General features: G+C 34.5%; 18 protein-coding genes. 12 read left to right on the forward strand and 6 right to left on the reverse strand.

Annotated features, from left to right (window positions below):
• Window positions 1-34: 34 nt before the first annotated feature.
• Window positions 35-1,192: a 5-(carboxyamino)imidazole ribonucleotide synthase gene (locus BLT84_RS06560; RefSeq protein ID WP_091263712.1), complete on the reverse strand. Its 1,158-nt coding sequence runs from the start codon at window positions 1,190-1,192 to the stop codon at window positions 35-37.
• Window positions 1,193-1,325: 133 nt separating this feature from the next.
• On the opposite strand from BLT84_RS06560, the gene BLT84_RS06565 reads away from it, so the two are divergent.
• The 3 genes from BLT84_RS06565 (at window position 1,326) to BLT84_RS06575 (ending at window position 4,068) form a co-directional block, all read left to right on the forward strand.
• A complete protein-coding gene (locus BLT84_RS06565) occupies window positions 1,326-2,432 on the forward strand; it encodes an adenylate kinase (protein WP_091263714.1) in 1,107 nt (368 codons plus the stop codon).
• Between the two features lie 42 nt (window positions 2,433-2,474).
• Window positions 2,475-3,482, forward strand: a complete 1,008-nt coding sequence (obgE, locus tag BLT84_RS06570; protein ID WP_091263716.1) for a GTPase ObgE — start codon at window positions 2,475-2,477, stop codon at window positions 3,480-3,482.
• A 61-nt stretch (window positions 3,483-3,543) separates the two neighbouring features.
• Window positions 3,544-4,068: a DUF4136 domain-containing protein gene (locus BLT84_RS06575; protein WP_091268097.1), complete on the forward strand. Its 525-nt coding sequence runs from the start codon at window positions 3,544-3,546 to the stop codon at window positions 4,066-4,068.
• A gap of 106 nt (window positions 4,069-4,174) precedes the next feature.
• Here the strand turns inward: BLT84_RS06575 and BLT84_RS06580 are convergent, their stop codons facing one another.
• From BLT84_RS06580 to BLT84_RS06590, 3 genes are read right to left on the reverse strand one after another with little or no spacing between them, the layout of a single operon-like run.
• A complete protein-coding gene (locus tag BLT84_RS06580; protein ID WP_172822444.1) occupies window positions 4,175-5,794 on the reverse strand; it encodes an OmpA family protein in 1,620 nt (539 codons plus the stop codon).
• A gap of 13 nt (window positions 5,795-5,807) precedes the next feature.
• A complete protein-coding gene (locus BLT84_RS06585; protein ID WP_034889251.1) occupies window positions 5,808-6,746 on the reverse strand; it encodes a type IX secretion system membrane protein PorP/SprF in 939 nt (312 codons plus the stop codon).
• A gap of 24 nt (window positions 6,747-6,770) precedes the next feature.
• Window positions 6,771-12,311 (reverse strand): gliding motility-associated C-terminal domain-containing protein, encoded by a 5,541-nt coding sequence (locus BLT84_RS06590; protein WP_091263720.1) that lies wholly within the window; start codon window positions 12,309-12,311, stop codon window positions 6,771-6,773.
• Window positions 12,312-12,520: 209 nt separating this feature from the next.
• On the opposite strand from BLT84_RS06590, the gene BLT84_RS06595 reads away from it, so the two are divergent.
• From BLT84_RS06595 to BLT84_RS06630, 8 genes are all read left to right on the forward strand, one after another.
• The gene (locus tag BLT84_RS06595; RefSeq protein ID WP_091263721.1) at window positions 12,521-13,402 is read left to right on the forward strand and encodes a tetratricopeptide repeat protein; all 882 of its coding nucleotides are present in this window, start codon (window positions 12,521-12,523) and stop codon (window positions 13,400-13,402) included.
• A gap of 68 nt (window positions 13,403-13,470) precedes the next feature.
• Complete coding sequence (locus BLT84_RS06600; protein WP_091263723.1) at window positions 13,471-14,826, forward strand: UDP-N-acetylmuramate--L-alanine ligase; 1,356 nt, start codon at window positions 13,471-13,473, stop codon at window positions 14,824-14,826.
• A gap of 84 nt (window positions 14,827-14,910) precedes the next feature.
• Window positions 14,911-15,609 (forward strand): RadC family protein, encoded by a 699-nt coding sequence (gene radC / locus BLT84_RS06605; protein WP_091263726.1) that lies wholly within the window; start codon window positions 14,911-14,913, stop codon window positions 15,607-15,609.
• 81 nt (window positions 15,610-15,690) lie between these two features.
• Window positions 15,691-16,908 carry a polysaccharide deacetylase family protein gene (locus tag BLT84_RS06610; RefSeq protein WP_231556177.1) on the forward strand — a complete coding sequence of 406 codons (1,218 nt, stop codon included), beginning with the start codon at window positions 15,691-15,693 and terminating at the stop codon, window positions 16,906-16,908.
• Complete coding sequence (locus BLT84_RS06615) at window positions 16,898-17,587, forward strand: YjjG family noncanonical pyrimidine nucleotidase (protein ID WP_091263728.1); 690 nt, start codon at window positions 16,898-16,900, stop codon at window positions 17,585-17,587. The genes BLT84_RS06610 and BLT84_RS06615 overlap by 11 nt, the downstream gene beginning before the upstream one ends.
• Window positions 17,588-17,634: 47 nt before the next feature.
• Window positions 17,635-18,186: a hypothetical protein gene (locus BLT84_RS06620; protein ID WP_091268100.1), complete on the forward strand. Its 552-nt coding sequence runs from the start codon at window positions 17,635-17,637 to the stop codon at window positions 18,184-18,186.
• 3 nt (window positions 18,187-18,189) lie between these two features.
• Window positions 18,190-19,593 carry a DUF5723 family protein gene (locus BLT84_RS06625; protein ID WP_091263731.1) on the forward strand — a complete coding sequence of 468 codons (1,404 nt, stop codon included), beginning with the start codon at window positions 18,190-18,192 and terminating at the stop codon, window positions 19,591-19,593.
• Window positions 19,593-20,438 carry a hypothetical protein gene (locus BLT84_RS06630; protein WP_091263733.1) on the forward strand — a complete coding sequence of 282 codons (846 nt, stop codon included), beginning with the start codon at window positions 19,593-19,595 and terminating at the stop codon, window positions 20,436-20,438. The genes BLT84_RS06625 and BLT84_RS06630 overlap by 1 nt, the downstream gene beginning before the upstream one ends.
• Here the strand turns inward: BLT84_RS06630 and BLT84_RS06635 are convergent.
• Window positions 20,435-21,709 carry a replication-associated recombination protein A gene (locus BLT84_RS06635; RefSeq protein ID WP_034889268.1) on the reverse strand — a complete coding sequence of 425 codons (1,275 nt, stop codon included), beginning with the start codon at window positions 21,707-21,709 and terminating at the stop codon, window positions 20,435-20,437. The two genes, BLT84_RS06630 and BLT84_RS06635, sit on opposite strands and share 4 nt — an antisense overlap.
• Window positions 21,710-21,881: 172 nt before the next feature.
• Between BLT84_RS06635 and BLT84_RS06640 the strand changes: the two genes are divergently transcribed.
• Window positions 21,882-22,607: a rhomboid family intramembrane serine protease gene (locus tag BLT84_RS06640; protein WP_091263735.1), complete on the forward strand. Its 726-nt coding sequence runs from the start codon at window positions 21,882-21,884 to the stop codon at window positions 22,605-22,607.
• A gap of 1 nt (window position 22,608) precedes the next feature.
• Here the strand turns inward: BLT84_RS06640 and rlmB are convergent, their stop codons facing one another.
• Window positions 22,609-23,346, reverse strand: a complete 738-nt coding sequence (rlmB, locus tag BLT84_RS06645) for a 23S rRNA (guanosine(2251)-2'-O)-methyltransferase RlmB (RefSeq protein WP_091263737.1) — start codon at window positions 23,344-23,346, stop codon at window positions 22,609-22,611.
• Window positions 23,347-23,435: the final 89 nt, after the last annotated feature.

The raw sequence follows: 23,435 nt of genomic DNA on the forward strand, positions 1-23,435 counted from the left end.
TAATAGTCCTACAACTGTTATGAACTAATTTAAATTATTCTGAAATTACTCTAATGGTATTTTTAACTTCTTCGGCAATCTTTCTTGCTTCTACTAGATCTTGGTTCACAATTGTAACATGTCCCATTTTTCTAAAAGGCCTAGTTATTTTTTTACCATAAATATGAGGCGTAACACCTGGAAGTTTCATAATATTTCCAATGTTCTCGTACACCACATTTCCTTCAAAACCTTCTTCTCCAGAAAGATTTACCATGATCCCTCCAACTTTACTAGAGGTATCTCCCAATGGAAGGTCTAAGATAGCACGTAAATGTTGTTCAAATTGATTGGTGTAACTAGCCTCTATACTATAATGCCCGCTATTATGGGGTCTAGGTGCTACTTCGTTGACTATGATTTCATCATCCTCCGTCTGAAACATTTCAACAGCAAGTAAGCCTACATGTTGAAAAGCCTCAGAAACTTTTTCAGCCAATTTTCTGGCCTTATCGGCGACAGTCTTATCAATTCTGGCAGGACAAATAACATATTCTACCTGATTGGCAGTTGGATGAAATTCCATCTCTACTACGGGGAAAGTTTTCATTTCTCCGGAAGGATTTCTAGCTACAATTACCGCTAGCTCATTTTTAAAGGGTATAAGCTCTTCTGCTATGCATTCGCCTTCAGAAATATTGCTAAGTTTATCTTCAGAATTAATAACCATCACACCTTTGCCATCATATCCTCCTGTAGCACTTTTCCATACAAATGGAAGATTAAGGCTCTTCTTCTCTACAGCGTTTATCAAATCAGCTTTATTTTTAAACACTGAAAAGTTTGCTGTTGGTATATGGTTGGATCTATAGAATTTTTTCTGAATTGCCTTATTTTGAATTTTTTCTAAGGTGCCAGAACTGGGATAAATTAAAATACCTTCTTTCTCTAATTGCTTTAGAGCTTCAAGATTTACCGATTCTATTTCAAAAGTTAGCAGATCCACCTTTCTTCCAAATTCCAATACCGTATCATAATCCATAAGATCACCTTGCACAAAATGATTAGCAGAAATCTTAGATGGCGCTTCTAGGCTTGGGTCTAGAACATTGGTATGAATATCATATTTTCGAGTCTCATAAAGCAACATTTTACCAAGTTGCCCTCCACCCAAAATTCCTAATTTAAAATCTGAAGAAAAGTAGTTGATCATAACTTTTGAAGAGTTTAGGCAAAATTAAATTTTTAGGATGGATTGACCGAAGTATTCTGTATTAAATCCGTAAGATACATTCATATAGTAATAGTTTAGAATCCTTATCTTTGCTCCTTTAAAAAACTAAGCATTGATTCAATTACACGACCTTAAGTTTGAGCCATTTATTTCTGAAGAGAGAATAATTAAGGCCATAGAGCAGATCAGCAATAAAATTAATACCGAGTATAAAGGTAAAAACCCTGTTTTTCTTGGTGTTTTGAATGGTGCTTTTTTAGTGGCATCAGAAATTATAAAACGTTTTGAAGGAGATTGTGAAGTTTCTTTTGTGAAATTAGGTTCTTATCTAGGAACTGAAACCTCTGGAAATGTTCAAACGCTTTTAGGATTAACACAGTCTTTAAAAGATAGACATGTAATTGTAATAGAAGATATTGTAGATACAGGGAATACCTTAGAAGCTTTAAATACTATTTTAGTAGAGAAAGAGGTTAAGGATTTTAAAATTGCCAGTCTTTTTTTTAAGCCTGAAGCGTATAAAAAGAAGCATCCTGTAGATTATATAGGAATGGAAATTCCGAACGATTTTATAGTAGGATTTGGATTGGATTATGACGGCCTGGGAAGAAACTTGACTCAGGTTTATAAACTTAAAAAACAAAAAATGACAAATTTAGTATTGTTTGGGCCTCCGGGAGCCGGAAAAGGAACTCAGGCAAACGTTTTGAAAGATAAATACAAGCTTATACATATCTCTACTGGTGATGTTTTTAGGTATAACATTAAAAATGAAACGGAATTAGGAGTTCACGCAAAATCTTTTATGGATCAGGGAAAACTTGTTCCAGATGATGTAACTATAGCAATGTTAGCTGCCGAGGTTGACAAGAATGCTGGAGTAAACGGTTTTATCTTTGATGGATTTCCAAGAACCGCTGCTCAGGCAGAAGCACTTTCTATTTTATTGAAAGATAAGGGTACAGATGTATCTGCAATGATAGCTTTAGAAGTAGATGATGAAATTTTAGTGCAGAGATTGTTAGAACGTGGAAAAACCTCAGGAAGACCAGATGATGCAGATGAATCTATTATTAGAAATAGAATTAAGGTTTATTACGAAGAAACTGCAATTTTAAAGCAATTCTATCTTAAAGAAGATAAGTATTTTGGAGTTGATGGTGTGGGTACCATAGAAGAAATCACCCATAGAATAAGTAGTGTTATAGATTCTCTATAATATTTTTGAATTAAGAGACCAAGTAGGTTAAAATAGATTGATATGACAGAGGGGAATTTTGTAGATTATGTAAAAGTTCATGTATCATCCGGAAAGGGTGGGCAGGGTTCTGCGCATTTACGTAGAGAAAAATATATTGCCAAAGGTGGACCTGATGGAGGTGATGGTGGCCGTGGAGGGCATATTATCATTAAGGGAAATAAGAATTTATGGACCTTGTATCATCTAAAATTCAAAAGACATCTTAGAGCAGAACATGGGGAGCATGGTTCTAAACAAAGAAGTACCGGTGCAGATGGAGCAGATCAATATATTGAAGTTCCTTTGGGTACTGTAATTCGAGATACCGAAACTCAAAAGATCCTTCATGAAGTAACCGATGATGAACAAGAGATCATTGTAGCTGAAGGTGGAAAAGGAGGTCAAGGTAACTGGCATTTTAAAAGTTCTACAAATCAAACACCTCGATATGCACAGCCTGGTATAGATGGGCAAGAGGTGGATGTTACTTTAGAATTAAAAATTCTTGCAGATGTTGGTTTAGTTGGTTTTCCAAATGCAGGAAAATCTACGTTGTTATCGGTAATTACAGCCGCTAAACCTAAGATCGCAGACTATGAATTTACAACGCTAAAGCCTAATTTAGGAATAGTAGAGTATCGAGAATTTAAAACATTTGTTGTTGCAGATATTCCCGGTATTATTGAGGGTGCTGCGGAAGGAAAGGGTATTGGTCATAGATTCTTAAGACATATAGAACGTAACTCTACGTTATTATTCTTAGTTCCTGCAGATGCTCCGGATATTCCTAAGCAATATGAGATCTTATTAGATGAATTAAGAAGGTACAATCCGGAAATGCTGGATAAAGATAGGTTGGTAGCTATTTCTAAAAGTGATATGCTAGATGCAGAGTTAAAAGCAGAAATGAAAGTAGTATTAGATAAAGATTTAAATGCTCCATATATGTTTATTTCATCTGTAGCCCAGCAAGGATTGGTGGAATTAAAAGATAAATTATGGGAAATGCTAAATAAGCAGGTAGATTAAATTCTAATTCCTTTATAAAATTCATGGGATGATTTTTGCTAACTTTAGTAAAAATCATCCCATGAAACATTTAAAATACCTTCTATTATTATTGGTTGTAACATCTTGTAATGCACCTAGAGCAAGTTTTGATTATGATCCACAGGTTTCTTTTTCTCAATTTCAAACGTATAAGATCTATCCAGATCTGGTTTCAAAAATGAGTCAGCTAGATGAGCAGCGGGTACTCTCAATTTTAGATTCTGAACTAAATAGCAAAGGTTTTACCACTTCTAAGAATCCAGATGTATACATTAATTTTTATAGCTCCGAGTACCAATCTGATAGTAGGAATACTTTAGGAATTGGAGTAGGAGGTGGTGGAGGGAATATGGGAGTGGGAGTTTCTGGAGGAATTCCAATTCGTGGTCCACAAACTAATATGAGGTTAACTATAGATTTTATTACAGTAGAGAATGATGCTTTAATATGGCAAGCTGTAGTAGATAGTCAGTTTAACTTTAATGCATCTCCTGAAGTTAGGGAGGCTAAGTTGCAAAAAATGATTCAGGAAGCTTTAAAGGGCTATCCACCTGAGAAAAATTAAAACTCTTTTCGGTCTCATATTTAAAACTACTATTTTACTTATAGGTTAATAAATAAAAAAAGCCCCGTTAATACGGGGCTTTTTATTGGTTAGTTAGTTGTATTTATTAATTCATTATAGTAAACTCACTACGTCTGTTCTTAGCATATTGTGCATTGGTACATCCGGTTGGTTTAGTACAATCGTTTAATGGCATACTTTCACCATATCCTTTAGAAGTAAGTCTAGACTTATCAATTCCTTTGCTTACTAAGTAATCCAGGGTTGAAGCAGCACGTCTTTCAGATAATGACATATTGTATTTATCAGAACCTCTTGCATCTGCATGAGATCCAACTTCAATCTCTAAAGAAGGGTATTTATTCATGATAGCAACTACTTTATCTAAAGTAACTTCAGACTCTTTCTTGATAGTAGCTTTGTCAAAATCGAAATAGATATTGCCTACATCTTTTAATTGTTGTCTACCAGTTTCAGAGTTAGTTTCTCTATCATTCATTTCAACAACAGGAGGTGTATAGTCTTCTCTTGTGAAATTGTAAAGGTTATCTGTTCCTCGTCTATTAGATGCAAACCATCCTATGTTTTGATCTTCTTTAATAATGAAAGCGAAATCATCAAAAGAGCTGTTTGCAGATTCACCTAAGTTCTTAGCTTCAGAAAAATCACCCTCAGATTGATAGATGTCTAAGTTACCAAAACCTTCATGTCCATCAGAAGCGAAATAAAGAACGCCTTCTTCACTAATAAATGGAAACTGTTCTCTGTGAGCAGTGTTAATTCCTGTTCCTAAGTTTTGAGGTGTTCCATAAGTTCCATCTTCATTTACATCAACTACATAAATGTCAAAAGAACCATTACTTCCTGGCATATCACTAGCAAAATATAATTTGCTACCATCTGCGTTAAGGCTTGGGTGCTCTACAGAATAATCTTCACTAGAAAAAGGAAGTTTTTCAATGTTAGTCCATTTGCCATCTACCATCTTAGCGCTATAAATGCTAATGTTAGCTACTTTCTCGTCATTTTCATTCTTAACTCTCTTATCATTGGTACGATCAAAATACATGGTCATTCCATCTTTGCTAAAAGTTGCAGAACTTTCATGAGCATCTGTATTGATATCTCCAGGGAAAAGTACAAGTTCGCTTAAAGCTCCCTCATCATCAACACTAGCCGTATAAAGGTCTAAAGTTGGTCTCTTATCCCATGGATAAATTGGACGCTCTTGATTTCTAGTAGAAGCAAAAGTTACTTTATCTCCATAATAAGAAATTCCAAAATCTGCAGAAGCTGCATTGTTCATTACCTGTTTGGAGGTGTAAACATGAGTTACCGTTGTATCAAGATTTTTTCTAAACTTTTCAAAGTCATATTCTTTTCCATAAAATTCAGAAAAGTATTTATCTGCTTCTTTAAAGTTATTCGTTGCCATGGCTGCATGAGCATATCTAAATTTATAATCTGCAGCAACCTCTGGTCCGAATTTCAAGAATAAATTCTTGTAAACCTCAGACGCATTTTGCATCTGATTTGTAAAGAAATAAGCATCTCCTAAATTTTGAAGAACTTCTTGATCTTTATTATTTACCTTTTCATAGGCATCGGCAGCATCGATATACGCTCTTTGAGCAAAAAATCGATCTCCTTTTTTGATATCCGAGCCTTGGGCAAAGCTTGAAAAACCTATTAGGATTATTAAAATTGAACTATATAATTTTTTCATGTGTTTCTGGTTTTTAGAAGAATCTTGGTGATTTATCATATCCTTTAGATAATCCGAATAGATCAAAGTCAAATAATAACATGATCTCGTGACTTCCATCGTTGTAATCTCCAAGGTTAGAAGTTGTACGGTCATAAGCGTAACCCACCTTAATTTGTGGAGTTACTGCAAAATTGATCAATCCTGTTACAGAGTCATCAATTCTATAACCAACACCAGCTTCTAGTCTATTAAACATAAGAACATTGGCAGTGATATCTACAGAAAGTGGAGAACCTTGTACTCCTCTAGCCATAAATGCAGGTTTCAATTTAAAGTTTTCGTTAAGATCAAATACATATCCACCAGTAAGGTAGTAGTGTACATTCTCTTCACCATACTTTACTAAACCTTGTCTGTTCTCTAAGTGTTTAGAAGTAAACAAGTTTGGAGCAGAAGCACCTAAATAATAGTTATCGCCAAACCAGTATGCACCAACTCCAAATACTGGAAACACTTCATTTATATTTTGAAATGCAGGGTCATTTTGCTGATTAGTTTCTAATCCAGTTAGATTAGAGTCAAAGGTGGTTAATCCACCTTTAACTCCAAAAGATAACTTGTTAGACTCGTTCATAGGAATTACATATGCGAAATCTGCAGTGATGTTATTTTCTTTTTGAACTCCTCCTATCTCATCATGGATAACAGATAAGCCAACTTCAATACGTTCGCTTACCGGAGTATGAGCAAAGAAACTAAAGGTTTCTGGTGCACCATCTATTCCTACCCATTGTGATCTATAAATACCACCCAAATTAAGCATACCAGGATTATCTGTAGCATAGGCTGGGTTAATTACACTCATGTTATACATATATTGAGTGAAGAGCGGATCTTGCTGAGCTATACCTTTAAGTGAAAAAAGGATAATGCTCGTGAAGATTAAGTAATTTATTATTTTATTTTTCATTTCTTTCTAGTGTTTATCCTTTAGTTATCTACTTAAGTATAATTTTCCTTGCACTGGAGATGTAACTCCATCATTGTATTTCAGGATATAGAAGTAAACTCCCGCAGGTAATACATCGTTTCCTAGAGTTGTTTTTCTGTTAGAAATACCATCCCAGTCTCCTGTAGAAGCGTTTCCTTCAAAAACTACTTGACCCCATCTGTTAAATATCTCGATAGTATAGTTTGGATAATCTGTAGCGATATCTGGTATTACAAACTTATCATTGATCTGATCTCCGTTTGGAGAGAATCCTTCAGGAATTCCACAGAAACCAACTTTAACAACAATTGCAAGTCTTTCAGTGCTTTCACATCCAAAATCGCTATCTGTTGAAGTTGCATAGTACGTAATTCCATTTTGTAAAGTAGTAGAGGCTACAAGAGCAGTTCCTCCATCTTCAGAACTGTAAATAGATACATTGGTACCATTTACATTATCCACAAGATCCTGAACCGTTGGATTATCTTGTCTGCAGAACTCATTTCCTTCTAATTGAAGAGTAGGAGCATCAGAATCATTAATTGTTACATTAACCATTACTGCTGTAGATCCACAAGAGTTTTCATCTGCAGTTGCAACTGCGTAGTAGTCTTCTCCAGTAACTAATGGATCAGTACTTTCTGCAACAATTGTAAGTGTAGCATCTTCATACCATACTATGTTAGATCCGGTAGCAGAAAGATCTGCAACTGTTGGGTTGTTAATAAAACAGAATGTTTGATCTGCATCTGCAACAGGTGCATCAGAAATTCCATTTACAGTAATTGTAATAGTAGCTTCATCTGTTCCTATTGCACAATCCTCAGCTCCGTTAAGAGAGTATGTAAGAGTAACAACTCCTTCACCTGCAGCAGATGGATTAAATATACCATCTTGGTAAGGCGCACTAAAAGTACCTCTGTTTCTGTTAGCTTCAGGAAGTAAACTTCTTAAATCAACATCTTCAGTTTGGTCTACACAATAGCTGGCTGCTATATCATCGCCAGCGTCTGCAGTTTGTGGCTCCGTAACTGTAATTGTAAAAGTTGCAGTTTCTGTTCCAGTAGTACACTCATTATTATCATTTGAATAATCGACAACATATGTAAAAGTAGTAGTACCTACATTGTCCGCCGGATTAAATATACCATCTTCAAATCCTTCGAAAACACCAACTGTTAGTGCGTCGTCATTTAGATAATCGACAAGCGCAAAGCTGCTTTCTGTAGAACAGAAGTTCAAGGTTACATCTTCACCTGCATTAGCCGTTAGAGATTCTCTAACCGTAATAGTAAGATCAGCAGAATCAGTACAAGCTCCATTACCAACAGTGTATGTTGTAGTAAATGATGCAATTTTGTTAGACTGATATTGAGCAATGATTTCGCTGATAGTTGGATTGAATGTACCATTTCTATCAACCCCTTCTTCTAACAACCCTAAATAGAATCTTCTAACTTGAGTTGTATTAAAATTATCTACTTCAGCTTGGCAAACTTCTACGCTGTTATCAGCGCCAGCATTTGCATTACCTTCTGTGACATTGATTATAAATTGAGTAGAATCTGTTCCAATCAAACATGTGGTTGGATCATTTTCCGATACAGTATACGTAATATTGAAAACTCCAGCTGTAGTAACATCTAAAAGTCCATTATTAATCGATCCATTATCACTTGTAAATGTTCCACCAGCAATATTAGCAGAGGTAAGTAAACTTGAAAGATCTAATGTTCCTTGAGCAGTACATGCAGTTGCATCATCAATTGTTCCTGCATTAGCATTTTGAACTTCGTTAACATTAATAGTTATAGTTGCTACATCAGAACCGATAGCACAATCTGCAGCTCCATTAATAGAATACGTAATAGTAAATTCACCAACACCTACTGTAGAAGGGTTAAAAAGTCCATCTTCAAAAGGAGCGCTAAAAGTACCTCTTGTTGAATTTTGAACAGAAAGTAAGGTTCTTAAATCAATATTCTCATTCTGGTCTTCACAATAATTAATTGCGATATTTTCTCCAGCATTAGCTTCAACAACTTGGTTTACTGTTATAGTAAATTGAGTAGAATCTGTTCCAATCAAACATGTGGTTGGGTCATTTTCCGATACAGTATACGTAATATTGAAATCTCCAGCTGTAGTAACATCTAAAAGTCCATTATTAATCGATCCATTATCACTTGTAAATGTTCCACCAGCAATATTAGCAGAGGTAAGTAAACTTGAAAGATCTAATGTTCCTTGAGCAGTACATGCAGTTGCATCATCAATTGTTCCTGCATTAGCATTTTGAACTTCGTTAACATTAATAGTTATAGTTGCTACATCAGAACCGATAGCACAATCTGCAGCTCCATTAATAGAATACGTAATAGTAAATTCACCAACACCTACTGTAGAAGGGTTAAAAAGTCCATCTTCAAAAGGAGCGCTAAAAGTACCTCTTGTTGAATTTTGAACAGAAAGTAAGTTTCTTAAATCAATATTCTCATTCTGGTCTTCACAATAATTAACTACGATATTTTCTCCAGCATTTGCTTCAATGAGTTCATTTACGGTTATAGAAAAATTTGTAGAACTTGTTCCGCTTAAGCATGTAGTTAAATCGCTAGCTGTGACAGTATAAGTTATATCGAAGACACCAGCATTAGAGATGTCTAAAATGCCATTAGTAATAGTTCCATTTGAATTAGAGAAAGTACCTCCAATAGTATTTGCACTAGTTAAAAGGTTAAATAAATTGAAGCCTTCTTGATTAGTACATACAATTTCATTAGCGATGTCACCTACGTTAGCAACTACACTTGGAACAACAGTAACAGTTAAAGAAATATTGTTGCAAGATCCGTTACCGTATGTATAGGTCGTAGTGAAATCTCCTAATCCATCAGCATCATTTTGATACATTTGAGATATTTCTCTAGGTGTAGGATTAAAAGTTCCGTTTCTAGGCGTACCCTGAGGTAATAGATTAAGATAGTATTTTCTAATCTCATCAAAGCTAGGGAAAAGTGCATCAACATTACTTTCGCATACGATAGATGGTTCTGGAGAAGGTAAAGTTGTACCCTCGGATACAGTTACTGTAAATTCTTCTGTATCTTCACCTTCAAGGCAAGATTCAATGTCATTTTCGCTTACAGTATAAATTATGGTGAAAGTTCCAGTGCTAGATATATCTAAAACTCCGTTCGTAATTGGTGCGCCGTTTATAGTAAATGTTCCTCCTGAGGGATTACCAGAATTTAGAATACTATTCAAGTCCAAACTTGATTGAGAAGTACATGCTATCACATCTTCAATATTTCCTGCATTTGCTGGAGTTGTATCGGTAATTGTTAAGCTTATTGGTAATGAACTTACTCCACAGCTATTAGTAACATTGTAAGTTGTTACGAAAGTTGCCGAAGGAGCTCGGTTTTCGTTAGCTAAATAATTCAAAATTTGACCTCCCACTTCTTGTAAGCTAGGAGTAAAAGTTCCACTTAAATCTGTAATACCTCTTTCAGCTAATGCGTCATTATATAAAGCTATTGCAGCAGCAGGGTTTGTTAAGAAACCTGCAACTTCAGTAATACATTCTTCTAAAGCTATTGGAGCTCCTAGATCTGTTCCTTGTACAGTTATGGTGAAAGTAGTAGAATCTGAAGTTCCAGGAGTAGTGCATGCCTGTCCATCACCAACTGAATAGGTTATTGTATATGTTCCTGCTCCTATAGCTGGATCAAAATTACCATCATTATTAACACCAATACCAGTAAATGTACCATTAGGAGTTGCACCCTGACTTAATAATGAATTGTCAAGTATAACTATTTCTGTGGATTCACATGGCAATGTAATATTCGCTATAGATCCTGCATTTGCATCTTGAACTGGTACAACAGATACAGTAAGAATTACTGAAGATTGGCAATCACCTGTACCTAAAGTGTAAGTAGTAAGGTAGTCACCAACTTTATCAATATTATTCTGATACATTTCAGATAATTCTCTAGGGGTAGGATCGAATGTTCCATTTCTAGGAGTTCCAGACGCTAAAAGGTTTAAATAATATTTTCTTATTTCATCAAAGCTAGGAAATAGCGCATCTACATCAGATTCGCAAACAATACCAGTTGTAGGAGTTCCGAAATCTACAGAATTACTTCCTACAGTTATAGTGAAAGTAGTAGAATCTGAGGTTCCAGGTGTAGTACAAAGAGAACCATCACCTACCGAATAAGTAATTGTATATGTTCCAGGTCCTACAGAAGGATCAAAATTACCATCTGCGTTAATTCCTGTTCCAGTGAATTTTCCATCAACAGTAGCATTGGAACTTAAAATATCGTTGTTAAGAATTACAAGATTTGTATTTCCACAATCAACAATTATATCTTCAATGGTGCCTGCATTTGCATCCTGAACAGGGACTACACTAATAGTCAGATTTACAGAAGTCTCACAGCTTCCTTCACCTACCGTATAAGTAGTAGTAAAGTCACCAAGACCATCTGCATCGTTTTGATAAATTTGAGCTATTTGACCCGCATCTGGACTAAAAGTACCATTTCTTGGAACTCCAGATTCTAATAAACCTAAGTAAAAATTACGAATAGCATCTTCACTAGGAAACATAGCATCTACATCAGTTTCACAAACAATTCCTGGAGCTGGAGTATTAATTACAATAGGATCGGTTAATTCTACGAAAACTGGAGCTCTATCACCAGCAGAAGTTTCACAAGGAGGTGTAATACTACCTCTAGCGTTTACTACTTGGGCAGCGAAATATGTTTGCCCATTGATAAGTTGAGTGTTAGAAGCTAATGGAGAATTTGCAGTTTGAGATCTGTACCATCTTATTGCTTGAGTGTTATTGTAAGTTCCTTGAGCAACAAGATCTGCAACAGTTGCATTTTCACAAAATGTCTGTGTTGTTTCTACATTTGGAGCTACAATTTGATTAGGATTAAAACCAACTGCTACTCTAAACGAAGGACAGGAACCAGCTGCTGCGGTATTTGTTGGCACTTGACCAACAAAATAACTAGATCCAGCATTTAGTGTTGCACCAATTAATGGAGTAGTTGATTCTTCGGAGCCATAAACTTCAATACGGTAGTTGGTTTGTGGAACGAATAAATCTGCTAAATTATCAGAATTAAAGCTAGCTGGAGTACACGTGGTAAACTCAAATCCACTTACAACGCTGTTGGTTATTCTATTTGCAGGTCGCGGCGCATTTGTTACCGTAACAGATAAAGGAGATCTACAATCTCCAGTTGAATTGTTAACAAAATAAATTGCTCCATTTGTTAATAATTCATCTCCAGGAATGGCTTGAGTATCACCTTCTGTATCCGATGTTTGGAAAACCGGAAAACCGTCGGTATCAAGATCATCTATCGTTTGCAGATAGCAGAATGTTTGAGAAGCAGGAAAATCTCCTGGTTCAGGGCACGTTTGCCCAAATGAGGGCGAACTTCCAATTAATAAAATAAAGGCAAAAAAGAGCATAGAAATCCCCTTCTTTCCTAAAGTAAAATTTTGCATAGGCTAGGTGTTAAATTTGACATTAAATGATCGTTAATAATTACGGGTATTAAAACCGTCACAAATATTGCAATAAATTTCAACAATAAAGGCTCATTTAAGTATAATTTTAACAACAGCTTTAAAATACGTTAATGTTTTGTTAACCTGCTAATTGTCATTAGTTTTGGCGTAAGATTTTCTAGTGTAATTTCCGTTATATTCGATATATGAAAACAATCTTAATATTATTAGTTATCATAGTTACTCAAAGTTGCTATTCTCAAAATATTTCTAAAGAAATTAGCTCAAATATTCATAACGGTGAAGTAGGTAAAGCTGTAGAATTGTTGGAGGGAAATATTAAACATAATCCTAATGATATTTCTTCCATCAATATTCTGGGGGATATTTATAGTTATCAAAAAAAATGGGATGAAGCCATAGATTGCTATAAAAAACTTCTTGTCTTGGAAACGAATAATGCAGAGTATAATTTTAAATATGGAGGTGCTTTAGGAATGAAAGCTCTTTCAGTATCTAAAGTGCAAGCCGTAGTCTATATTTCTGATATTAAAACTTATTTGGAAAGAACTTTAGAACTTCAGTCTACTCATATAGAGGCGAGAAGGGCTTTAATAGAGCTTTATATTAAGCTCCCTGGGTTCTTAGGGGGTGATCATGAGCGCGCTGTTACCTTATCTCAAGAACTGTTTTATTTGAGTAAAGTAGATTTTTATTTGGCTAAAGCGTTTATTCTTAAAGAAGATGGTGATATTGCCGAGGCGAAAGTTTACTACAATAAAGCGTTTGTTTTATACAATCAGTTACCGGAGGGCAAAAGGAGGAATTCCTTAAATTATGAACTAGGAAAGATCGCTGCGGAGATGGATCTACAGTCATCTTTCGGTCTAAAATTATTGGATATATATATTCAAAAATATAATTACAAAGATATTTATTCTCTCGAATGGGCTTTTCTCAGAAAAGCTCAAATTCAGGCAGATCAAAAGAACAAACAAGAAGCTTACCTAGCAATAAATAAAGCTTTATCCATTAATAGTCAGTTCAAAGAGGGACATCAAGAAAGAAAAAGAATACAGAATCTATAACGTATTTACTATAATTTTGGCATAGAGGTTTGTTAATGAAATAAGTATATTTGCTCAAATTTCAGTTTATGAACTTACATTTTATTGCTATAGGTGGGAGCGCTATGCACAATCTAGCGCTTGCATTACATCATAAAGGCTACAAGGTTACAGGAAGTGACGATGCTATTTTTGAGCCTTCTAAATCTCGATTAGATAAATTTGGATTGTTGCCTCCCGAATGCGGATGGTTTCCGGAAAAGATAACCACTAATTTAGATGCAGTCATTTTAGGGATGCATGCTAAAGAGAATAATCCTGAACTGCAAAAATCCAAAGAGTTAAATATACCTATTTACTCTTATCCTGAATTCTTATACGAGCAATCAAAAAATAAAACACGAGTTGTTATTGGTGGTTCTCATGGGAAAACTACCATAACCTCCATGGTCTTACATGTAATGCATTATCATGATAAGGAAGTAGATTATATGGTGGGAGCTCAGCTAGAAGGTTTTGATACGATGGTGAACCTCACCGAGGATAATGACTTTATAGTATTAGAAGGAGACGAATATCTTTCTTCTCCTATAGATAGAAGACCAAAATTTCATTTATATAAACCGAATATTGCACTGCTAAGCGGAATTGCTTGGGATCATATTAACGTGTTTCCAACATATGATAATTATCTAGAACAATTTAAAATATTTGTAGATTCTATTATTAGTGGCGGAGTTATAGTTTTCAATGAAGAAGATAAAGATTTGAAAGAGGTTGTAAGCAATTCTGAAAATCAAATTAGAAAGCATGCATATGTTACTCCAGAATATAGGGTTGAAAATGGTATAACTATCTTAGATACTCCTGAAGGAGAATTGCCAATAGAGATTTTTGGTGCTCATAATCTAAATAATCTTGCCGGTGCGAAATGGATCTGCCAACATATGGGTATAGATGAAGATGATTTCTATGAAGCAATAAGTACATTTAAAGGGGCATCAAAGAGATTAGAGCAAATTGTAGCTTCAGATAGAACAGTAGTTTTTAAAGATTTTGCACATAGCCCATCCAAGGTTTCTGCTACCACAAAAGCTGTCAAGGATCAGTTTGTAGATAAAGAAGTTATAGCTTGTTTAGAATTACATACTTATAGCAGCCTTACTCCAGAATTTTTAAAACAATATAAAGACAGTCTAAATCCGGCCAATAAAGCGGTGGTATTTTATTCTCCGGAGGCTCTAGAGCTTAAAAAGCTTAATCCTATTTCTAAGGAACAGATCATAACTGCTTTTGGTAGGGAGGATCTTATTGTTTATACCAATGCTGTAGAATTTCAAAATTATTTGGAGACGCTAGATTATAATAATAAAGCAGTTTTACTTATGAGCAGCGGGAATTACGGCGGACTTAACTTTGATGATATTAAGAATTGGGCAAAATAACATGGGTTAAATTACAGTGCTGAAATTCAATTGTTTATATATTAAAATGTTCTTTGTTTTTTTATCTTTAATAAAAGAGATAAAATGAGCAAAGAACATTCTTCTTTTAGTATTAAAAATTGGGCGCTAGATGATCGCCCGCGAGAGAAATTACTACAAAAAGGCAAAACGAGTTTGAGTGATGCAGAACTGATCGCTATTTTAATTGGTTCTGGTAATTCTAAAGACAGCGCGGTAGAGCTAAGTAAGAAGATCTTATCTCATTGTAATAATAGCCTGAATTATTTAGGGAAATTATCTGTGCAACAACTCACACAATTTAGAGGTATTGGTGATGCTAAAGCTATCACTATTATTGCTGCAATGGAGCTTTCTCGCAGGCGTAGATATGAAGAAGCATTAGAGCTTGCAAAGATCTCAAGCAGCAATTCGGTTTTCGAGATTCTTCAACCAGTTATTGGGGAATTACAACATGAAGAATTTTGGATCTTATATCTAAATAATTCAAATAAGGTGATAGAGCAGTTTCAAATTAGTAAAGGAGGTATTACCGGAACGTTAGTAGATGTTAGAATTACTCTAAGAAAAGCATTGGAATTAGGTGCAGTTTCTCTAATTCTAGCGCATAACCATCCTTCCGGAAACTTAAATCCCAGTGAGGCAGACAAGCAGCTAACATCAAAACTAAAAACTGCAGCTGAAAGTCTTGATATTAAGATTCTAGATCATCTTATTGTTACTGAGAAAAGTTACTTTAGCTTTGCAGATGAAGGAATGCTCTAAGCTAAATATGCAATGCTCTTAATTTATACTCAAAAAATAACACCCAGAATAATTTATATTTTCAAGCATATATGTACTCACGTGCTAGGTTTGGACATTAAATTCACTACCAAAATAGAAGAATTTATTGCGCATCAAGGCATGAAGTTCTCTTATGGGAAGAAAAGGCTAGGAAATGAGCTATTTATTCAAAGTACAGAACTTCTATTAGAACAGGGTTTAAGCGATGTAGAGGTAAAGGTTCAGAAATGGGAACAGACAAAGTGCTTCTTTGCTGTTTCAGATAATAGCGATCTACCTTTCGATATTTTCGCTTCATCTTTTTACCTGCTCTCCAGGTATGAAGAATATCTTCCTCATGTAAAAGATGAATCGGGGAGATTCCCGGCATCAGAAAGTTTAGCTTATAAAAAATCTTTTATAAAAAGTCCGGTAGTAGATATTTGGGCTTATAAGTTTAAAGATCTTTTAGAACTCAGATTTCCAGACATAGAGATAAGAAAAAGGGACTATGTGGCTACAACAATCATTTCTGTAAGTCATGTTTTTAATTTTAAGAACAAAGGTTTTCTAAGAACCTTAACTGGAACTATAAAAGATATAAGCCGACTTAAATTTACAAGGGTTTCAGATAGGATCAAGGTATTATTAAGGTTAAAAAAAGATCCTTATAATGTTTTTGAAGACCTAATTAGTTTTATAAAGAGACATAAGGCTAAGATGGTATTTATGTTTCAATTAAGCGATTACAATGTGTATGACAGAAATATTAATCATAATAGACTTAATTATAAATCTATTATAAAATATATGGCAGACTATTCAAAAGTTGGATTAAGGCTTGGATATTTTGCTGTAAAAGAATTAAAAGCTCTTAAATCTGAAAAGAAACGTTTTGAAAATATAATTCATGGGCCTTTACAAAATGTGCTAAATAGTAAATATAATTTAATGCTTCCGGAGCATTACAGCTATCTAAACGAACTAGAGATCACTAATGACTATTCTATGGGCTATCCACAAACTCCAGGATTTAGAGCAGGAACTACTACGCCGTACTTATTTTTTGATATTAATATGGAGGTAACAACCCCGCTAACAGTGCATCCTTATATTTTTCACTCACAAATATGTCAATCCAAAAATCAGGCAGAGTTAGAAATTATTATAGATGATATGGCAGAACAACTTAAAGCGGTAGGAGCTCCATTTATCTCCGTTTTTAAAAATCGAGATTTTTCAGAATATTCAGATAAGAATTTACATTATTCACTATTAGAACGTATCCATGAAATTTGATAATATTCAACATGTTTATTTTGATTTAGACCATACTCTATGGGATTTTGATAAAAATTCTGCCTTAACATTTGAGATGATCCTGAAACAAGAACGTATAGATATCGATTTATCTGAATTCTTAGATGTCTATATTCCTATAAATAGCAATTATTGGGAATTGTATCGTAATGACCAGATCTCTAAAGAATCTCTAAGGTCTGGCAGGTTAAAAGATAGTTTTGAGCAACTAAAAATGAACATACCTCTAGAAACTGTTGATAGTCTTGCCACAAAATATTTAGAATACTTACCTCAGAATAATCATTTGCTAGAAGATACCCTGGAGATTTTAGAGTATTTGAAGCCCAACTATAAGTTACATATTATTACCAATGGTTTTGAAGAGGTACAGAATGATAAATTAAATAATTCTAAAATATCTAAATTCTTTACCACAATAACTACTTCAGAAGAGGCCGGGGTTAAAAAACCGAATACTAAGATCTTCAATTTAGCTTTAGAAAAAGCATCGGCATACCCGGAAAATAGTATTATGATTGGAGATAATTTTGAAGCTGATATCTTAGGTGCTAAGAATGCAGGAATGAAATTTCTATACTTTGACTATTATCAAAAGCGCGAAGTTTTAGAATGTCTTCAAATTCAAAAGTTAAAAGAGATATACGAGTATCTATAGCAATAAAGAATTCCTATATTCGTTTTATTACCCAAATCTTAAACCGAATGTACCTCCAGAAACTTTTATATAAGGTCCTGCTATTTTCCTTGATTATAATTGGTGCTATTTCGTGTGTTAAAGATGTAGATCTCGATCAAACCGATGAAATATCTCTTCAGCCAAAAATGCAAGTAGATCTATTGATATTTGATGTAGATGAAGTAGATTTTATAGATCCTGAAACTACTGCTTTAAGAACAGTTATTAAAGATACTGTAAGGCTTGAATTTCTAGATGATAGTTACATTCAAGATGATCTGGATAAAGTGGAATTTAGCTTTAAATATAGCAACACCTTCCCTCAAGATTTTAATACTACTATCTACCTGCTTTCAGAAAATGACAGAACACAGAGAAAAATAGATCTTACAGTGAAGGGAGGTTCTTCAACCTCTCCAGAAATTACAGAAATAATAGATTTTGTAGATACAGCTGAAATTGATATGATTAAGAGATCTATTAAAATGGTAGTTGAGGTTGCTGTAGTTCCTAATACAGAACCTTTTGTGGGGGAGCTTAAATTTCAATCTAAAGGCTTATTTTATTTTGTTTTTTAAGTTATGAGAATAGTCATAAGCATTATATTATTTCTGTGTTTTTCTGTGCTCACGGCTCAGAATAAGCAGTTGTTGTATAATGTTAGTGCGCTACCACAAACCCTAATGTCCAATCCTGGAGCCAATATTAATTTTGATGGACATATAGGTATTCCCTTTCTTTCTCAAATTAGTTTTGCTGTGGGTTCTTCTGGCGTAGATATGCACGATATCTTTAAAACTTCGAGCAATGGGATAAATTCAAGAATTACTAATACAATACAGCGCCTTACCAATCAAGACTACTTTATGGTGAATGAGCAAATTGAGATCTTGTCACTAGGCTGGAGAATTAATAAAGATAATTATCTCTCGGCAGGGGTCTATCAAGAAACAGATCTGTTTGCATATTTTCCTAAGGATCCTATGGTCTTAATTAATGAAGGGAATAATGATTATCTCAATGTTCCTTTTAAATTTGAGGATGTGAGTTTTACAGGAGAAGTGCTCACCGTTTATCATTTGGGTTGGAACAAAAGAATGGATAATAAACTTACGCTAGGGGCAAGGCTAAAGTTATATTCTGGAATTTTTAATGTGGAAAGTACAGACAATTCGGGAACTTTTACAACGCGCGAAACTCCAGAGGGTTTAAATTATTATAGACATTTCGCATCCGGTATAGATATAAGAGTAAATACCTCTGGGTATGCTTCTCTTAAAGATGATAGTAAAACTGTACAAGAAGCCTCCAAAGAAATATTAAAGCGATCTTTTTTTGGAGGTAATGTAGGTGCGGGTATAGATCTAGGTGCTACCTATAAAATAGATCAAAATTTTGTGGTAACAGGAGCTATACAGGATTTTGGTTTGATGTATCAAAGAGAAGATGTTGAAAATTATCTTTACTACGGAACTTATGAAACCAGTGGAATAGAACCACTTTTTCCAGAAGTGGCTCCCGGAGGAAAAGCAATTCCTTATTGGGATATTTTTGAAGATGAAGTAGATGCAAATTTGAAAGATGAAACTATTCAGGAGTCCTACATTACTTGGAGACCATTAAAGATAAATACAAGTTTGCAATATGGTTTTGGAGAGACCGTTGGCCCATGCAACTATCTAAGACCATTAAAAAGAAGATTTGAGAACATATTTGGGATACAACTATTTGGTGTAAAGAGGCCAAGAGGTCTAAAATATGCTTTTACGATGTTCTATGATAGGAAATTCACTCCAGATCTAAGAATGAAAATAACATATACGCTAGATGATTTTTCTTATGCAAATGTAGGATTAATGGTTTCAAAGAAAATTAATAATTTTAATCTCTATCTTGCGGCAGATAATCTTTTTGGATATATCAATTTAGCCAGGTCACAACATCAGGCGCTACAAATGGGACTTCAATTTATATTTATTAAATAATGAAAAACATAATTTATTCCGTAATATTTATAGTACTAGGTACACTTTCAAGTTTTGCTCAAGTCAATCCATACAAGTATGTAATCGTACCAAACGAATTTGAATTTTTAAGAGAAGCAGATCAATATCAATTGAATTCTCTCACTAAGTTTCTCTTTGAAAAATATGGGTTTACCGCCTTTTTAGAAGGAGAGCAACTACCTTTAGAATTAGCAGGAAATAGATGTAAAGCGCTTACCGCTTTTGTAAAGAATGAGTCTGGAATTTTTTCAACTAAATTCTACGTCGGATTAAAAGATTGTAATAATAAAGAGATCTTTATTTCTAAGGAAGGTACCAGTAGAACTAAAGAATACAAAGTAGCTTATCACGAAGCTCTAAGAGATGCATTTCAATCTGTAGCAGCGTTAAACTATAGCTACAATAATTCGGAGGCTCTAAAATCAACAGATAGTACAAGTAAAAAAGAAGATATTGCTGTTGTTGAGGTAGTGGCAGTTCCAACTGCAATTAATAGGAAGGACGAGCGTATAACAGGTAATAAATCTATGAAACAGCCTTCAGAAGATAGGGTAGATGCCAAGATCTCTGGTAATTTATCTTTCGAAATGAAGGGGAATACCTATATTCTAAAAAGATCTGACAATGGTTATAAATTTTTTCAGAATGGAATGACTGAACCTTTTGCTGCGCTTATAGCTTCAAATAAAGAAAATAGTTTTATCTACTCTTCAGTCACTAATCAGGGTATGGCTTATTTTAACAAAGATGGAGATCTTCTGATCGAAATACTAGACAGAGCTACAAATTCTATTAATACGCTTGTCTACAAATTAAAGAACTAATATCCATATTTGCCCTTCCAACGTTTTTTTAAAAAATCGCGTTGAGCATTTTCTCGCTGATTATTTCCTGGTTCGTAAAAGGTGGTATCTTTTACCTGATCTGGTAGAAATTCTGCGGCTGCAAAGTTGTTTTCATAATTATGAGCATATTGATAGTTATCACCGTAGCCAAGGTCTTTCATAAGTTTGGTAGGTGCATTTCTAATAGATAAAGGAACAGGAAGATTTCCGGTTTGTTTTACCAAACTTTGCGCTTTATTAATAGCCATATAGGAAGCATTGCTTTTAGCTGAAGTAGCGAGATAGATTACACACTGACTTAGAATAATTCGGGATTCAGGAAATCCAATAGTGGTTACCGCCTGAAATGTATTATTTGCCATGATAAGCGCCGTGGGATTGGCATTTCCAATATCTTCACTAGCAAGTATCAGCAATCTACGTGCTATGAATTTAACATCTTCACCGCCTTCAATCATACGTGCTAACCAATATACAGCCGCATTGGGATCACTGCCCCTTATAGATTTTATGAAAGCTGAAATGATGTCATAATGTTGCTCCCCAGTCTTATCGTAGAGAACGGTATTCTGTTGTACTTTGTTCATCACCATGTCATTGGTAATTTCTACCGGGGATTCTCCCGTGCTTACAAGAAGTTCAAATATGTTGAGAAGTTTTCTGGCATCGCCACCGCTTAACCGTAAGAGAGCTTCGGTTTCCGTTAGCTTAACATTCTTTTTATTGATAATAGGATCTTCTCTCATTGCCCGCTCTAATAGTGCAATAAGTTCTTCTTTCCCAAATGGTTGTAAAACATAGATCTGGCACCTAGAAAGTAGTGCAGAGATCACCTCGAAACTTGGATTTTCTGTAGTTGCGCCTATTAAAGTTACCCATCCTTTTTCTACTGCAGCTAATAACGAATCTTGTTGAGATTTACTAAACCTATGAATCTCATCTATAAACAAGATAGGATTCTTAGTTGTAAATAGTCCTTCCCCCTTTTTAGCCCTTTCAATAACTTCTCTTATATCCTTAACCCCGCTATTTATAGCACTAAGAGTATAAAAAGGTCTTTTGCTCTCCTGAGCTATTATATTAGCCAAAGTAGTTTTTCCAACTCCTGGAGGTCCCCATAAAATTAAAGAAGGAATCATTCCCTGTTTAATTTGCTGACTTAAGGCGCCTTTTTCTCCTACTAGGTGCTGCTGGCTTAAGTAATCTGCTAATTTCTTTGGTCTTAATCTCTCTGCTAAAGGTTCATTCATAATGCAAAGGTACTAATTAGACTCAAACCTAGATTATCTATATTGTTAAACGGGGATAGACATTTTGTCAAAAAAGTAATTTAAGCATGAGATTTGATTTAAGAAGATAGCGAAGAGATACCATTTAAGATGGTATTTAATTCTTAATTTTAAATATCAAATCACGTAATCATTGAAAGATAGTAATCCATTTAAATTTTCCACTAGAGTAATAGGGTATCCTTTACTTTTTGTACTTCTTATTTGGATGGTGTTTTGGGTGGAAATAAGATTTGGTTTAGATTTTAATTATTTAGGGATAAGACCTCGAGAAATTGTAGGTTTAAGAGGGGTGTTGTTATCGCCATTTATTCATGCAGATATAAAACACCTCTTTAATAATTCTATACCGCTACTTATATTAAGTATGGCGCTATTTTATTTTTATCGAGAGCTAAGTTGGAAGATCTTGATCTATGGAATATTGCTTACCGGTATTCTCACTTGGTTAATTGGTAGGCCGGCAAATCATATTGGTGCCAGTGGATTGATCTACTTGTTAGCTTCCTTTTTATTTTTTAAGGGTATATTCTCTAAATTCTATAGGCTGATGGCCTTATCATTTATCGTAGTTTTTTCTTACGGGGGAATGATGTGGTTTGTAATGCCAGTAGATCCTAGTATATCCTGGGAAGGGCATTTATCTGGATTTGTAGTAGGTCTTATTTTCTCTTTTATTTATAAAAAGGAAATAGTTGAACCTCCAAAATATGAATGGGAGCAGCCAGATTACAGCGAGGAAAATGACTTATTCATGCAGCATTTTGATGCTGATGGGAATTTTGTGGAACGCAAAGAAGAACCTGAATACCAAGAACCCGATTATCACTATATTTTTAAAAAATCTGAAGAAGAATAAATTAGAGACGTTGCCTTACAATTTCATATAAGAAAGCTCCACATGCTACAGATACATTTAGAGATCCAATTGTACCGAACATAGGTAGTTTTGCTCTATCGTTCACTATCTTTAAAACTGAAGGATTGATACCTCTTCCTTCACTTCCCATTACTAGCGCGGTAGGCTGATTTAAATTAGTGTCATATAACGTTGTATCACTTTTTTCTGTTGCTGCTACCACATTTACACCAGATCCCTGTAAGTAATATATGGCGTCTTTAATATGATTCACTTTACAAATAGGAATGTTGAATACTGCGCCGGCAGATGTCTTCACAGTATCTGCATTTACTGGAGCTCCACCTTTATTTTGAACAATAATGGCATGGACACCTGTACATTCTGCAGTTCTTATAATTGCTCCAAAATTTCTAGCATCTGTAATTTGGTCTAACAATAGAAATAGAGGAGTAGTAGCAGTATCTTCTAATACCTTTTGCACAACATCTTCCATTTCTGGAAACTCGATAGGAGAGATCTTTGCAACAACACCTTGATGGTTTCCTTGAGTAAGTTTTTGAAGTTTCTCTAAAGGAACATAAGAAATGTTGAAGCCTTTTTTGTTCAATAAAGTTAGAAGCTCTTGAAACAATGAATTATTAAGTCCTTTTTGAATATAGATCTTGTCTATATTCTTTTCACTTTGTATTGCTTCAATAACTGTTCTTATTCCAAAAATTGTAGTAGTATCTTCCATAAGGGCAAAGATAGGTTTTTCTTAAATCTTCCAAATAAAAAAAGCTGCCCAATTGGGCAGCTTTTAATTACTAATATTAAGTATTCTAA

Source organism: Gillisia sp. Hel1_33_143 (assembly GCF_900104765.1).
GTDB lineage: Bacteria > Bacteroidota > Bacteroidia > Flavobacteriales > Flavobacteriaceae > Gillisia.